14 protein-coding genes are annotated in these 12188 nt (G+C 65.4%); 5 read left to right on the top strand and 9 right to left on the bottom strand.

What is annotated here, in order from left to right:
- Positions 1–28 precede the first annotated feature (28 nt).
- The 5 genes from BLT08_RS01440 to BLT08_RS01420 all read right to left on the bottom strand — a co-directional run bounded on the left by BLT08_RS01440 (position 29) and on the right by BLT08_RS01420 (position 4792).
- On the bottom strand, positions 29–358 hold the full coding sequence (locus tag BLT08_RS01440) for a tRNA-binding protein (protein ID WP_090303020.1): 330 nt from the start codon (positions 356–358) through the stop codon (positions 29–31).
- A gap of 58 nt (positions 359–416) precedes the next feature.
- Entirely contained in the window at positions 417–1391 is a 975-nt protein-coding gene (locus BLT08_RS01435; RefSeq protein ID WP_090303019.1) for a TIGR03560 family F420-dependent LLM class oxidoreductase, read from the bottom strand.
- Positions 1388–2785: a bifunctional hydroxymethylpyrimidine kinase/phosphomethylpyrimidine kinase gene (gene thiD, locus BLT08_RS01430; protein WP_090303018.1), complete on the bottom strand. Its 1398-nt coding sequence runs from the start codon at positions 2783–2785 to the stop codon at positions 1388–1390. Before thiD ends, BLT08_RS01435 begins: the two co-directional genes overlap by 4 nt.
- A gap of 354 nt (positions 2786–3139) precedes the next feature.
- The gene (locus tag BLT08_RS01425; RefSeq protein WP_090303017.1) at positions 3140–4174 is read right to left on the bottom strand and encodes a HypE family hydrogenase expression/formation protein; all 1035 of its coding nucleotides are present in this window, start codon (positions 4172–4174) and stop codon (positions 3140–3142) included.
- Between the two features lie 102 nt (positions 4175–4276).
- Positions 4277–4792 (bottom strand): GNAT family N-acetyltransferase, encoded by a 516-nt coding sequence (locus BLT08_RS01420; protein WP_090303016.1) that lies wholly within the window; start codon positions 4790–4792, stop codon positions 4277–4279.
- Between the two features lie 519 nt (positions 4793–5311).
- Here BLT08_RS01420 and BLT08_RS01415 point away from each other — a divergent pair.
- The 3 genes from BLT08_RS01415 to BLT08_RS01405 all read left to right on the top strand — a co-directional run bounded on the left by BLT08_RS01415 (position 5312) and on the right by BLT08_RS01405 (position 8807).
- The gene (locus BLT08_RS01415) at positions 5312–5944 is read left to right on the top strand and encodes a heme NO-binding domain-containing protein (RefSeq protein WP_090303015.1); all 633 of its coding nucleotides are present in this window, start codon (positions 5312–5314) and stop codon (positions 5942–5944) included.
- Positions 5937–7556, top strand: coding sequence for a methyl-accepting chemotaxis protein (locus BLT08_RS01410; RefSeq protein WP_090303014.1), 1620 nt, complete (start codon positions 5937–5939; stop codon positions 7554–7556). Before BLT08_RS01415 ends, BLT08_RS01410 begins: the two co-directional genes overlap by 8 nt.
- Before the next feature lie 147 nt (positions 7557–7703).
- Complete coding sequence (locus BLT08_RS01405) at positions 7704–8807, top strand: putative sulfate/molybdate transporter (RefSeq protein ID WP_090303013.1); 1104 nt, start codon at positions 7704–7706, stop codon at positions 8805–8807.
- Between the two features lie 127 nt (positions 8808–8934).
- On the opposite strand, the gene BLT08_RS01400 is transcribed toward BLT08_RS01405, so the two are convergent.
- The gene (locus BLT08_RS01400; protein WP_342707631.1) at positions 8935–9351 is read right to left on the bottom strand and encodes a DUF6653 family protein; all 417 of its coding nucleotides are present in this window, start codon (positions 9349–9351) and stop codon (positions 8935–8937) included.
- A 283-nt stretch (positions 9352–9634) separates the two neighbouring features.
- Here BLT08_RS01400 and BLT08_RS23540 point away from each other — a divergent pair, with 283 nt between their 5' ends.
- Complete coding sequence (locus tag BLT08_RS23540) at positions 9635–9763, top strand: hypothetical protein (protein WP_281245240.1); 129 nt, start codon at positions 9635–9637, stop codon at positions 9761–9763.
- Positions 9756–10229: a DUF7384 family protein gene (locus BLT08_RS01395; protein WP_090303011.1), complete on the top strand. Its 474-nt coding sequence runs from the start codon at positions 9756–9758 to the stop codon at positions 10227–10229. The genes BLT08_RS23540 and BLT08_RS01395 overlap by 8 nt, the downstream gene beginning before the upstream one ends.
- Positions 10230–10234: 5 nt before the next feature.
- Here BLT08_RS01395 and arsM read toward each other — a convergent pair whose 3' ends face one another.
- The 3 genes from arsM to BLT08_RS01380 all read right to left on the bottom strand — a co-directional run bounded on the left by arsM (position 10235) and on the right by BLT08_RS01380 (position 12175).
- The gene (arsM, locus tag BLT08_RS01390; protein WP_090303010.1) at positions 10235–11005 is read right to left on the bottom strand and encodes an arsenite methyltransferase; all 771 of its coding nucleotides are present in this window, start codon (positions 11003–11005) and stop codon (positions 10235–10237) included.
- A 33-nt stretch (positions 11006–11038) separates the two neighbouring features.
- Positions 11039–11428 carry an ArsR/SmtB family transcription factor gene (locus tag BLT08_RS01385; protein WP_090303009.1) on the bottom strand — a complete coding sequence of 130 codons (390 nt, stop codon included), beginning with the start codon at positions 11426–11428 and terminating at the stop codon, positions 11039–11041.
- Positions 11429–11623: 195 nt separating this feature from the next.
- A complete protein-coding gene (locus tag BLT08_RS01380) occupies positions 11624–12175 on the bottom strand; it encodes an XTP/dITP diphosphatase (protein WP_090303008.1) in 552 nt (183 codons plus the stop codon).
- Between the last annotated feature and the right edge of the window lie 13 nt (positions 12176–12188).

Raw genomic sequence — 12188 nt, 5'->3', positions numbered from 1 at the left:
GAATTCCAAGGAGCCGAACCGATCGCGATCAGAACAGCAAGCCGCCGAGCGGGACGTCCCTGTCCGGTTCTACGAGCACTGGGTACTCCTCCTCGCCGGGGACGCAGACGGTCAGCGCCTCGGATTTGAATCCGGCGATCCGAACCGAGCCGAGATTCGTCGCACAGAGCACCTGTCGCCCCTCGAGTTCCTCGGGGTCGTAGTGGTGATCCAGTTGCGCGGCGGACTGGATCTCGCCGTGGTCCTCGCCGAGGTCGATCCAGAGCTTGGTCATCTTCGGCTTGTTCGCCTCGGTGAACGCTTCTGCCTCTAGTACCTCGCCGACGCGAATCTCGACATCGAACGGGTTCTCGACCATACAGTGTGGTATCCAGTCCTCGAGAAAGAACGTACGGGTTCCGGCTACCGGTGGTGCCCTACTCGAGCAGTTCGTCGGCTAACCGCGCCAGACTCTCGTCGCCGTCGTCGGCCGCGTCCGGCACAGCCAGCATCACCGTCTCGATACCGACGTCGGCGTACTCCTCGAGTCGGTCGCGCACCTCTTTCGGCGTCCCCGTCGGCGCGCTCTCGACGTACCCCGCCAGGAAGAACTCCCGGGGCTCGGTGGGCTCGTCGGGCAGGAACTCGTCTCGGAACTGCTCGCGCTTTCGTTCGGCCGCCTCGGTCGTCTCGCCGACGAAAACGAACAGTTCGGCGGACTTGCGGATCTCGTCGTATCGCGCCTCGCTCTCGCAGTGCTCGCGCAGAACGTCGAGTTTGTCGGCAAAGCCCGCGGGCTCGAGGGTGCCGTAGTTCCAGCCGTCGGCCAGTTCGGCGGTGTACCGGAGGGTAAACTGCTCGCCGCCGCCTCCGATCCAGATCGGCGGGTGAGGGTTCTGGACCGGCTGCGGTTCACAGAACGCATCCTCGAGGTCAATTTCGAGGTGTTCGCCCTCGTGGCTGTACGTCTCGTTCGTCCACAGCCCCTGCAGGATTTCGACGGTTTCGGCGAGCCGACGGAGCCGTTCGGCCGGCGGCTCCCGAAACTCGTAGCCGAAGCGGTCGTACTCCTCAGCGTACCAACCCGCGCCGAGGCCGAGTTCGAGCCGCCCCTCGCTGATTTGATCGACTTGCGCCGCCATTTTCGCCAGCACGGCGGGATGGCGGTAGGACTGGCTCGTGACGAGCGTTCCGAGTCGGATCTCGTTGGTGGCTTCGGCGATCGCACTGAGCGTCGTCCAGCACTCGTGGGTCGCCCGGCGCGGGTCGCCGATCCACGACTGGAAGTGATCCTCGAGCCACACCGCGTCGTAGCCGAGCGTTTCGGCCTCGAGCGCCGTCTCGCGAACCGTGTCGATATCGGTGCCGTACTGGGGGAGAATGATGCCGACCTCGAGCTCGGTGGGACTCATCGAGTCACCTCGTCCTCGAGCGCCAGTTCGCCGTCGGTATCGAGCGCCTCCTCGAGTTCCAGCACTCGATCCGCGAGCGTTTCTGGATCGCTCGCGATGACTTTCGTCATCGCCTCCTTGCCGACGTCGCCGCGGTCGATCACGGCCGCCGGCGGCTCCTCGCGGTCGCCGAAGGCCTGCCGGGCACCCCAGCTCATCGTGTCGCCTTCGGCCTCTTTGGCGTCCATCGGCTCCTCGTCTCGGTCGTACGCCGCGAGTCGCCACTCGAGGTCCTCGAGGGCGTCCTCGACGTCCGGGCCGAAGCGGCAGTTGACGGCAAACCGGAGGTTCGGGAAGAACTCGCGGGCCGAGAGGAGGAATCGGGCGACGTGGCTCGAGGCCCCGAATCGGACGCCGCGATTCGGTTGGACGCCCGAGAGCGTCCGCGTGATCCGGCCCTCGACGGCCGCGGTATCCGCGACGGATTCGGCTGCGGGGGTCGCGCCGACGACGTTCATCCCGACCTCGGGGACGAGGAGGGAGACGTCGCGCTCGACGAACCGGTCGACGACCGCCTGCACCTCCTCGGCGGTCAGGTTCCGGCTCGCCTCGTTTCGCAGGTCGACGAGGTGGTTGACCGCGCCGTGGCCCTCCCCAACGTCGTAGTAGTACCGCACCGCGCGGGCGAGGAAGTTCGTCGCACCCTCGACGGCGGGCTCGAGCGGTTCCCCCTTCGCCAAGCGGGCCGCGATGGCCGCGGCGAGCGTGCAGCCGGAGCCGTGGGTCGCCTCCGTCCGAATACGCGGATGCTCGAACACGCGCACGGCGTCGTTCGTGACGAGCGTGTCCCGAACCTGCTCGCCGGGGATGTGCCCGCCCTTGACGAGCACCGCGTCGACGCCCGTCTCGAGGATCGCTTCGCCCGCCTCGCGGGCGCTCTCCTCGTCGGCGACCTCGATATCGGTCAGCACCTCGGCCTCGTCGGCGTTCGGCGTCGCCAGCGTCGCCGCACTCAGCAGATCCTCGTAGGCGCGTTCGGCTTCGGGCTCGAGCAGGCGGTCGCCGGAGGTCGCGACCATCACGGGGTCGACGACCAGCGGGAACTCGAAGGACTCCGCGCGGTCGGCGACGAAACGAACGACGTCGGTCGTCGCGAGCATCCCCGTCTTCGCGGCCCCGACGTCGAAGTCGTCGGTGACGGCCTCGAGTTGGGCCTCGATCTCCTCGAGCGGCAGGACGTGCGAGGACTCGACGCCGCGGGTGTTCTGGGCGGTTACGGCGGTGATCGCGGACGTCCCGAAGACGCCGTGGGCGGCCATCGTCGCGAGGTCGGCCTGGATCCCGGCGCCGCCGCCGGAGTCGCTCCCCGCGATCGTCAATCCTACCGGCCGAGTCTCGGGTGCTGGCGTTCTCATACGCGTAGGTATTCCCCGGTTATACAAAGTGGTCGTGGTAAGCGATCCTGAGAATCGATTCGGATGCCGTCTCGTCCCAGCCTACTCAGCCGACGGCGGTGGCGCGTGCGGAGCCGCAGTGAGTGACGAACGAACTGCGGCGCTACCCACGCGAGGGACGAGTGAACGACCGGAGGGAGTGAACGAGTCGGCTGGGGAGGGCGTGGAAATCATTGCCGCCACGTCGGTTGGATAGTTGCGAACACTTCCGACGGGTTCTACCCGCTGCTCGTACTGGAAACGAGGAATTTCACATCCTCCTCAGCCGATTCGCTCACCGCGACACAGCGCGCGCCACCGCAAGCGATACACAATTTAATCGCTCGCCGCGTCGGCCAGTTCGGCGTACGCGGCCCACGACGGGTCGACGCTCGGGTGCTCGAGTCGCTCCCCATCGACGACGACTTCCCCCTCCCCTTTCTCACCACTCTCAGCCTCGACGCGGCCGATGTCGGCGACGACGGTGTCCCGATCCTCGAGCGCCTCGCGAACCGCGTCGACACCCGCAGGATCGACGGCGATCAACAGCGACCCGCTGCTGGTCGCCGCCCACGGGTCGATCTCGAGGGCCTCACACACCTCCCGCACGCCGGGACGCATCGGGACGGCCGCTCTATCGACCGCGAACCGAACCCCCGCACCGTCGGCCATCTCGTTCAACGCGCCCGCGAGGCCGCCCTCGGTCACGTCGTGCATCGCCGTCACGGGACCCGCGGCGGCCGCCGCGAGGGCGTCCCGAACGCAGTAGACCTCCTCGAGTCGATCCTGTGCGTCCGCGACGACGCCGTCGGGGAGCTCGAGTTGGTCGCCGAAGAGGGTACTCAACAGTCCGACCGACTCGACGGCGGGACCGGTCGTCAGGAGGAGTCGATCACCCACACTGGCTCCGTCGGGGCGAACGATATCCGCGTGGTCCCCGACGCCCATCGCGGTCGCCGCGCCGACCCACGGATGGGAGGGGTCCGAGTATCTGGCCGTATGGCCGGTCACCACGGCCACGCCGAGATCTGCACACTCCGCGTGGATCGCCTCCCAAACGGTGGCGAACTGCTCGTCGGTCATCGTCTCGGGCAGCGTGAAACAGATCGAGAGATGCGACGGCGCGATGCCGCTAACGGCGACGTCCGCGAGCACGAGATCGAGGGCGAACCGGCCCGCTCGCTCGAACCCCAACGCCGGGAGGATCGACAGGGGATCGGTCGCGGTCACCAGCGCCTGCCCGCCGATATCGAGGACGCCGAAGTCGACGCCGTGGCGCGGCCCCACGGCGACGTCGGTTCGATCCGCGCCGAGGTTCGGCGCGACGTGGCGCTCGAAGAACGGTCGATCGATTTTGCCGAGGTCGCTCACGCTCGAGTGGTCAAATCGGGACGGCTTAGACGTGCTGATTGTCGGCGCGTCGCTCGAGCAGGTGATCGCTGGGAACGGTTCTGACGCGCCGACCGCGACAGTTCACAGTTCGAGCGTGTAGATCGCCGTCGGATACGACTCGCCGCCGATCTCGAACTCGCTCGAGCCCGTCCGTTCGAAGCCGCGGGCGTCGTAGAACCGGTGGCCGAGATCGTTTCCGTCCAGCATCTCGAGTTTCACGCGATCGACCGAGGCCGGGAGGCTATCGAGTCCGTACTCGAACAGCGCGGTACCGACGCCCTCGCCCCAGTACTCTGGTTCGACGTAGAGCTCCTTGAGGCCGGCCTCGCTCGGGCCGACGAACGACTTGGTGTCGTCGCCCCAGCGGAAATAGCTGTAACCGCGGGCGGCGCCGTCGACGTCGGCCAGAGCGATGCCGTCTCGATCCTCGCGTAACCGAGCAGCGTACTCCCGGACGGCCTCGTCGGGTGGATCAGAATCGAACTGCTCGAGGACGTCGGCAGGGAGCAACTCGTCGTAGGCCGCACGCATCGCCGCCACGTTGATTCGAACGATCGCGCGAGCATCCGAACTCCCCCGCAGACGGCGAATCTCCATACCCACCACAGCCACGTGACAGTTCAAAACAGTTTCGTCGTCGCGAATCCGTCGCGAGTATCCGACCGGTAGCTTCGACCTCCCCACGAGCGTTCCTGCATGGCGCTGGCGTTCCACTCGCGACCTCGTTCGACGGCGGCACCGTCGACGACGACAGCCTCGGGACGGTCATTGCTGGGAACACCGAACGAGTGGTCCAAACGGGCGCGGACACGACGCTCGTGAGTTACGGCAACGTACTACGGCTCGGACCACGCGGCACTCGAGTCGTACCGCGATATGGCCGACGAGTCGTCGGCCTCGGCGATTTTGTATATCGGTATAGGGTTTGCTAACCTCCCCTCGTCCCAGAAACCATCGCTCGCCGCACTCGAGCGAGTAGCCATGTCACCGTCGACGACCGGAACTACCCAACAGTGCAGGGTGAACCGCTAAGGACCACTACTGGTAGAGTAATACAATCGTGAGATATGATAACTCAGGGGCGACAGACCATCTCGGGGCAGAACGGGGGACCGAATGCACGGCATTATTCTGAAGACGCTACAGGCGTTCGTGGTGGATACGTACGGCGAGGACGCCTGGCTGACGATCCAGCGCGAAGCGGACATCGAAGAGAAAGTCTACGTGCCCGTCACCGTTTATCCGGACGGCGACGTGTACGAGATCGTCCGAACCGCAGGCGAACTGACCGATCAGAGCCCGCGAACGGTCTTGAGCCAGTACGGGAAGTGGGTCGTTCCGGCGCTGCTCGAGACCTACGATCTCCACATCGACGACGAGTGGAGCGGACTCGAGCTCATCGCGAATATCCAGCAGTTTCACACGTCGTTGCGAACCCGAGATATGACGACGCTGACGACGCCGCGGATTCGATCGGAGCGAATCGGCGACCACCATGTTCGGATCACGTACGATTCCGACCGGAAACTGTGTGACGTCGCGCGCGGGGCGATTCAGGGCGTTGCGGCGCAGTTCGACGAAGAGCTGGTCGCCGAAGAGCAGACGTGCATGCACGAAGGTGACGATGCCTGTCGATTCGATATTCGACGAACTAGCTCTGCGACATCCGCAAGCGACACGGAGGCGACGTTCCAGTTCGGCGACCCCGAGTCGACGACCGAGCCCGCGAGCGGAGGGTCAGATGACTGAGCCCGCAACGGCCGGCGACCGTCAGTCGAGGGTTCCGAGCGCGATGCAGTCTCAGCGGCCGATCGGCTTCGGAATCGTCGTCACGCTCGTCGGTCTGGCCGGTGTCGGCGTCGGTGCAGTTGCACTCGACCAACTAACACCGGCCGTATTCGGCGTCGCCGTCGGTGGCGTCGTCACCGCTGGGCTGGCTGCCGCGGCGATCGCTGCGGTATCGGACGGGCGAACCGCACCGCGCCAGCGCGACGACCTGCGGGAGGCGATCGACGACGTATCCGATCGCGCAGTCCGTCTCGAGGCGGGCGACCACGACGTCTCGTTCGTCACCGAGCGAGACGACGAACTCGAACGACTCGAGCGCTCGCTCGCGTCGGTCCGCGACCGCCTCGCGCGGGGCGAACGGACCGATCGGTCGTTGACCGAACTCGAGTCGATGGTCGAGTCACACGCGAAAACGACGCAGTCGGTCGCCGATGGCGACCTCACCCAGCGGTTCGGTCAGCCCGGAGCCCACGACGCGGTCGACGAACTGGCCGATAACTCCAACGCGATGCTGGCCGAGATCGAGGACACGTTCGCGACGCTGAAGTCGTTCTCCGGCGAGGTCGTCACCTACAGCCACGAGCTCAACACGAGTATGGAGACGGTTCGAGCCGAGGGTGACCGCGCGAGCGAGACGCTCTCCGACATCGCCGAGACGAACGAGGCCCAGCACGAACAGCTTCGAACCGTCTCGACCGAGATGCAGACGTTCTCGACGACGATCGAGGAAATCGCCGCGACGGCCTCCGAAGTCGCCGACAGGGCGGACAGAACTGCCAGAGTCGGACAGGAAGGAGAGCGCGCCGCCAGCGACGCGATCGAAGGGATGGACGTGATCGATACGGAAACCGAACGGACCCTCGAGGAGATCGAGCAGCTCGAGGCGGAAGCCGAGCAAATCGACGACCTCATCGAATCGATCAGCAATATCGCCGAGCAGACGAACATGCTGGCGCTCAACGCCAACATCGAGGCCTCTCGATCCGCTGACAGCGCCGACCAGGGGTTCGGTGCCGTCGCCAACGAGATCCAGACCCTCTCCGAGGAGGTCTACGACTCGGTCCAGTCGGTCGAAGACCGCCTCGAGCAGCTTCGAACACGGGCTATCTCGGCCGCCGACGAGGTTCGAACCAGCCGCGACCGCATCGAGGACAGCGTCGACGACGTCGAGCACGCGGCGAGCGCGCTCGAGCGGATCGCCGGCCTTGCCGAGCAAACGAACGACGGCGTTCAGGAGATCTCCGCGGCGACCCAACAACAGGCTTCGGCGACCGAGGAGGTCGTCGCCATCGTCGAGGACGCCGCGGAAACGAGCGACGGCACCGCGACGATGTCGGCCAGGGCCGCCCGGCGTGCGGCCGCACAGGCTGTTGCCCTCTCTCACGTGGCCCACAGCGCGACGATCCTGACCGAACAGGCCGGCGAGTTGAACACCCATCTCGAGCGTTACGCGACCGAAACCGGGTACGAACTCCCCGAACCGCGAACGGCCGACGGCGTCGATCCGGAGGTGGTATCGACTGCGAATCCCTCGACGCAGACGATCGGAAACGGGGAACCGACCTCGCGGTAGCCAGCTCGACGCCTCCGCGTTGGCTCCGTCCATTTACTGTCGAACCTCGGTCGGCGTACGTAACTGAATCCGCTAGCGCCAGACTGTGGTGAAATCGGAAGCAGTTACGGACAACAGTGAAGTGTGTCTTGCCCATAGCAGACGTCAATGGCGTATTCGTCCAGCGTTGCGGCCGAATCCGATCTCGAGTTCTCGACGTCGGAACTGACGGGTGCGCTAGGAGATTCGGTTACGGTCCTCCCGTTACTGGTTGCGCTGGCAGCGACCACGAGCGTCTCTCTCCCGCACGTGCTGGTCGGTTTCGGCGTCTTTCAGATCGTCTGGGGGATCTACTACGGGATGCCCATGTCCATCGAGCCGATGAAGGCCCTGATCGGGCTCGCGATCGTCGGCTCGCTTTCGTATCCCGAACTCGCCGCGGCCGGGCTCCTCGCGGGCGGCGTCTTGCTCGCCGTGGGGAAACTGGGGCTCGTCGGTCAGCTCCAGCGAGTGGTCGGCGAACCCGTGATCCGGGGCGTCCAGTTCGCCGTCGCCCTCCTGTTGCTCGAGGCGGCCGTCGGCCTCTCGGCAGGGAACGTGCCGGTCGCCGTCGCCGGGTTGGCCGTCGTCGGCTGTCTGGCGTTGGTCGGTTATCGGGCCGCGAGCGTCCTGCTCATTCTCGCCATCGGGAGCGTTGCGGCCGTCGCGACGACCGGCGTTCCGACGCCTCGACTCCCCGAACTCGCGCTCTTTCCCGCGGGAACGCCGACGCTCTCGACCGGCGCACTCGAGGGAACCGTCGCCCAGTTGGGGATGACGGTCGGCAACGCGGCCATCGCGACGGCCCTGCTCTGTGGCGATCTGTACGATCGGGACGTCTCACCGGACACACTTTCGCGGAGCATGGGCGCGACCTGTCTCGCAGCGATTCCGATCGGCGGGATCCCGATGTGTCACGGCAGCGGCGGGCTCGCGGGGAAGTACGCCTTCGGCGCTCGCACCGGGGGTGCGAACGTTCTCCTCGGGGTTGGTTACCTCGCGCTCGCGCTGGTGGCCACCGGCGCACTGTTGGCCGCGTTCCCGGTTGCCGTTCTCGGCGTCTTGCTCGTCGTCGTCGCACTCGAGTTGGCTCGAGCGGCGTTCGAACCGGTCGCGGACCGGCGGTCGCTCGCGGTCGTCGTCGGCGTCGGTGCGGTGGGACTCGCGGTCAACGTCGGCGTGGCGTTCGTGCTCGGGGCCGTCGCGTTCTGGGTGCTCTCGAGTCGGGCGTGAGGAAACGTGCCTATCGGTAGACGCCGCAGCGAGCCAGTTTCGTCGTCCGAGATCAGTGATGTTGCACGCGATCAGCACAGGTGACGCATACATCGTTCTGGACGGAGGATCAATTTGGGATCTATTCTTACTGCGAATCGACCTCTTCGTAGTACTCGATGATTTCCTTCAAACACCACTGGTTGAGTCCTTGTGATGCGAGCGTGAAAACCAACGTTGAGACAGGCTTGCGTTTGTACGCCGCGTAGAGACCATAGAGTCCGATTGGAATACTCACGGTGTTGAGGATCTGTGGGTAGCCGAGACCGATGAGGCGGTGCCCGTCGTTAGTCCAGCGTTCTTCAGCACGTACGACCTTGTACATCCAGTCATCCAACTCTTCACTTGGTTCGCGGAATAGCACCGGGTTGATGATTAAGAACAGGAGAGTGAGCCCCAGCAACTTCCATTGCCGATGGTAGAGTGCGCCCACGGCCACGAACCCTGCGGCCATTCGACTCCATCCACTCTTTGGATTGGAGTGTCTGGCCCACATATGTTCCATTTTTGTAAACCCTATGAACATGTCGACTGTCTCGAAAGAAATACGTTCTACTGCCAGATCAACATTCCGCCACGGCGTTCAGTACGCACTCAGACCGAGCAACCCGGGTCGAGCCCGTTTCACCGGCGAAGACGCCCGAAGAGGCCGTTTCAACGCTCGAGTCGAGCACCTGTGCCGACCACTCTTACGCGATAACGACAGCCATAAACCGATATGGGCTATACAAAATCGAGGTTCCTCGAGAGACACCGCGCTTTTCTCCCCGGACTGCGAAGTATCGCCGATGACAGCGACCTGGGCCGAACTGTTCGACCGCGCCGGGAAGTACGACGTCACGCTCGAGGACGTGCGGATGGCGGCCGACGATCAGACGGCTACGGCGGCGACCGAGGAGGCGTCCGACGATGGCTGACCGACCCAATCCAGCACGCGTCGTCGCCGACGCCGACGTGCTCGCGGCCGACCTGTTCGTCGGCGGCGACGCCCGTGAGGCCCTCGATCACATCCGCAGCCACTCCTGGGTCGACCTCGTCGCGAGCGATCCGCTGCTCGCACAAACCGAACGGCTGGTGACGGCGCTCGCCGACGCCGATCTGGCGGCCGATCACCGTGAGCGACTCGAGGCCGAACGGGTCGCCGTCGACCAGCCGGACGGCGACCACCCGGCCCTCGCGTCGGCCTATCGAGGCGACGCTGCACACCTGCTCTCCTACAACGAGGGGTTGGGGTCGGCACAGGCTGGCCTCACCTTACAGTCACGCGTCTCCGTCAGCGTCCGTCCGCCGGACGCCTTCGCCCGGCTGTTCGATCCCGAAAGCCTCTACGAGGCGGTCGAGGGCGGCGAGTATCCAGGGCCGGATCGGGACCCGCGCTCGTAACATCGCTAGGTCGGTTTTTTCGCCTCGATTCGCGCGGAGACGATCGGTAGGTCGTCGGTCCACTCGCCTTCGACAGTGATCGAACCGTCGGTAAAGCCCACGTCGGCGAGCCACACTTCCAGTTGGTCGATCGTGGCAGCGCCGCCGACGCAGGCGTCGACGGCATCGGGATCGTCCCGGATTTCGTCGGGCAACGGCTCGGTCGCGACGAGATCCGAAATCGCGAGCGTGCCGCCGGGCCGCAGGACGCGGTAGGCCTCCGCGAGCACCCGCCGCTTGTCGGGCGAGAGGTTGACGACGCAGTTCGAGATGATCGTGTCGACGGCCGCGTCCGCGACGGGCAGGTGTTCGATCTCGCCGAGTCGAAACTCGACGGTTTCGTGATCGCTGTCGGCCGCGTTCTCGCGAGCGCGCTCGAGCATCTCCGGCGTCATGTCGACCCCGATAACACGCCCGTCGGGGCCGACCTCGCGGGCCGCGAGGAAACAGTCGAAGCCACCGCCGGAACCGAGGTCGAGCACCGTCTCGCCGGGCTCGAGATTCGAAATCGCGACCGGATTGCCACAGCCGAGTCCGAGGTTCGACTCGTCAGGAGCCTCCTCGAGGTCGTCGGCGTCGTAGCCGAGCGAGAGCGTACGGTCGGGATCGGCCGCTATCTCGGCGTCGGAGTTTCCGCAACAACCGTCGCCGGTCGCTGCGATGTCGCCGTACGTCTCGCGGACGTGCGTTCGCTGGTCGGTCGTCGCGTCGTCGTCGGGTGATTCGTTCGTCGTCATGGGTGGAGTACGAGTCGGCGTTCGCTATCGCGATCAGTCGTCCGCCGGGACGTCCACGGCAGCCCCCAGATCGAGCAGTTCGAAGACCGCCGTGTCGGTGATTCGGTAGTAGGTCCACTTCCCCTTCTTGCGGCCCGCGATTAGTCCCGCATCCCGGAGCGTTCGGAGATGCGTCGCGACGGTCGACTGGGGAGCCTCGAGGACGACCTGCAGCTCACAGGCACACAGTTCGCCGTCTCGAAGGGCCTCGAGGATGCGGACCCGGTGGTCGTTCGCGAGCGCGCCGAAGACGGTCACCTGCGTCTCGGTCCGGCCGTCAACCGGCCGTCGGTCCTCGAGCCCGGCAACGGCCCCGTCGACGTCGTCGTAGACGCCTTCGAGCGCCTGACAGGCCGCCTCGAGGGCCTCACTGCTCGAGTTCATATCGGAGTCGGTCGATCCGGGATCGCGTTCGGAAACGGTTCGTGGTCGTCGGCATCGTGTAGAACATATCGTGCTCTTCCGATATAAGGTTCTAGCCTGGCGAAAGAGACAATCACTACAGAGGCATCTGGGGCCGAAAGTAGTTATTGTGGGCAGAGGAGAGCTGTCGGATAGATCGGAGAAGTTCGATCCGTACTATCTCTCGTTGTCGGCGTACCACTCCGCGAATGCGGCGAACGCGCGGCCGCGATGACTGATCGCGTTCTTCTCCTCGGTGCTCATCTCGGCTAACGTCGCCCCGTTGTACTCGAAAATGGGGTCGTAGCCGAACCCGCCCTCGCCGCGCGGGGCGACGAGCGTGCCAGCGACCGATCCCTCGAACGTCTCCGTTCCGTCGGCATCCGCGTAGACGAGGACCGTCCTGAAACGCGCCCGTCGGTTCTCCTCCTCGCTCGCGAGCCGCCAGAGGCGTTCGACGCCGACGGTATCCTCGACGTAGGCCGAATACGGGCCCGGAAACCCGCCTAACGCGTCGACGAACAGTCCCGTATCGTCGACGATCACCGGCTCGTCGCTCTCGAGGGCCTCGAACGTCTCACGGGCGCCGTGGGTCGCGATGTCCGCGAGCGAGTCGCTCTGGACCTCGGTGTAGTCGTACTGAACTTGTTCGACGGATGCGATACCCTCGAAGTACTCTCGCGCTTCGCTGACTTTCCCCTCGTTACCGGTGACGAATCGGATGGTCATACGCTACTCGAGG

Source organism: Natronorubrum texcoconense (genome assembly GCF_900100335.1).
GTDB lineage: Archaea > Halobacteriota > Halobacteria > Halobacteriales > Natrialbaceae > Natronorubrum > Natronorubrum texcoconense.
This window is presented reverse-complemented; position numbering and strand designations above follow the sequence as displayed.

Excerpts from the sequence above, each read along its gene's own strand:
- BLT08_RS01380 (WP_090303008.1), bottom strand. The coding sequence starts at position 12,175 with ATGACCATCCGATTCGTCACCGGTAACGAGGGGAAAGTCAGCGAAGCG.
- BLT08_RS01435 (WP_090303019.1), bottom strand. The coding sequence starts at position 1,391 with ATGAGTCCCACCGAGCTCGAGGTCGGCATCATTCTCCCCCAGTACGGC.
- BLT08_RS01400 (WP_342707631.1), bottom strand. The coding sequence starts at position 9,351 with ATGGAACATATGTGGGCCAGACACTCCAATCCAAAGAGTGGATGGAGT.
- BLT08_RS01385 (WP_090303009.1), bottom strand. The coding sequence starts at position 11,428 with ATGAACTCGAGCAGTGAGGCCCTCGAGGCGGCCTGTCAGGCGCTCGAA.
- BLT08_RS01405 (WP_090303013.1), top strand. The coding sequence starts at position 7,704 with ATGGCGTATTCGTCCAGCGTTGCGGCCGAATCCGATCTCGAGTTCTCG.
- BLT08_RS01410 (WP_090303014.1), top strand. The coding sequence starts at position 5,937 with ATGACTGAGCCCGCAACGGCCGGCGACCGTCAGTCGAGGGTTCCGAGC.
- thiD (WP_090303018.1), bottom strand. The coding sequence starts at position 2,785 with ATGAGAACGCCAGCACCCGAGACTCGGCCGGTAGGATTGACGATCGCG.
- arsM (WP_090303010.1), bottom strand. The coding sequence starts at position 11,005 with ATGACGACGAACGAATCACCCGACGACGACGCGACGACCGACCAGCGA.
- BLT08_RS01440 (WP_090303020.1), bottom strand. The coding sequence starts at position 358 with ATGGTCGAGAACCCGTTCGATGTCGAGATTCGCGTCGGCGAGGTACTA.
- BLT08_RS01415 (WP_090303015.1), top strand. The coding sequence starts at position 5,312 with ATGCACGGCATTATTCTGAAGACGCTACAGGCGTTCGTGGTGGATACG.
- BLT08_RS01420 (WP_090303016.1), bottom strand. The coding sequence starts at position 4,792 with ATGGAGATTCGCCGTCTGCGGGGGAGTTCGGATGCTCGCGCGATCGTT.
- BLT08_RS23540 (WP_281245240.1), top strand. The coding sequence starts at position 9,635 with ATGACAGCGACCTGGGCCGAACTGTTCGACCGCGCCGGGAAGTACGAC.
- BLT08_RS01395 (WP_090303011.1), top strand. The coding sequence starts at position 9,756 with ATGGCTGACCGACCCAATCCAGCACGCGTCGTCGCCGACGCCGACGTG.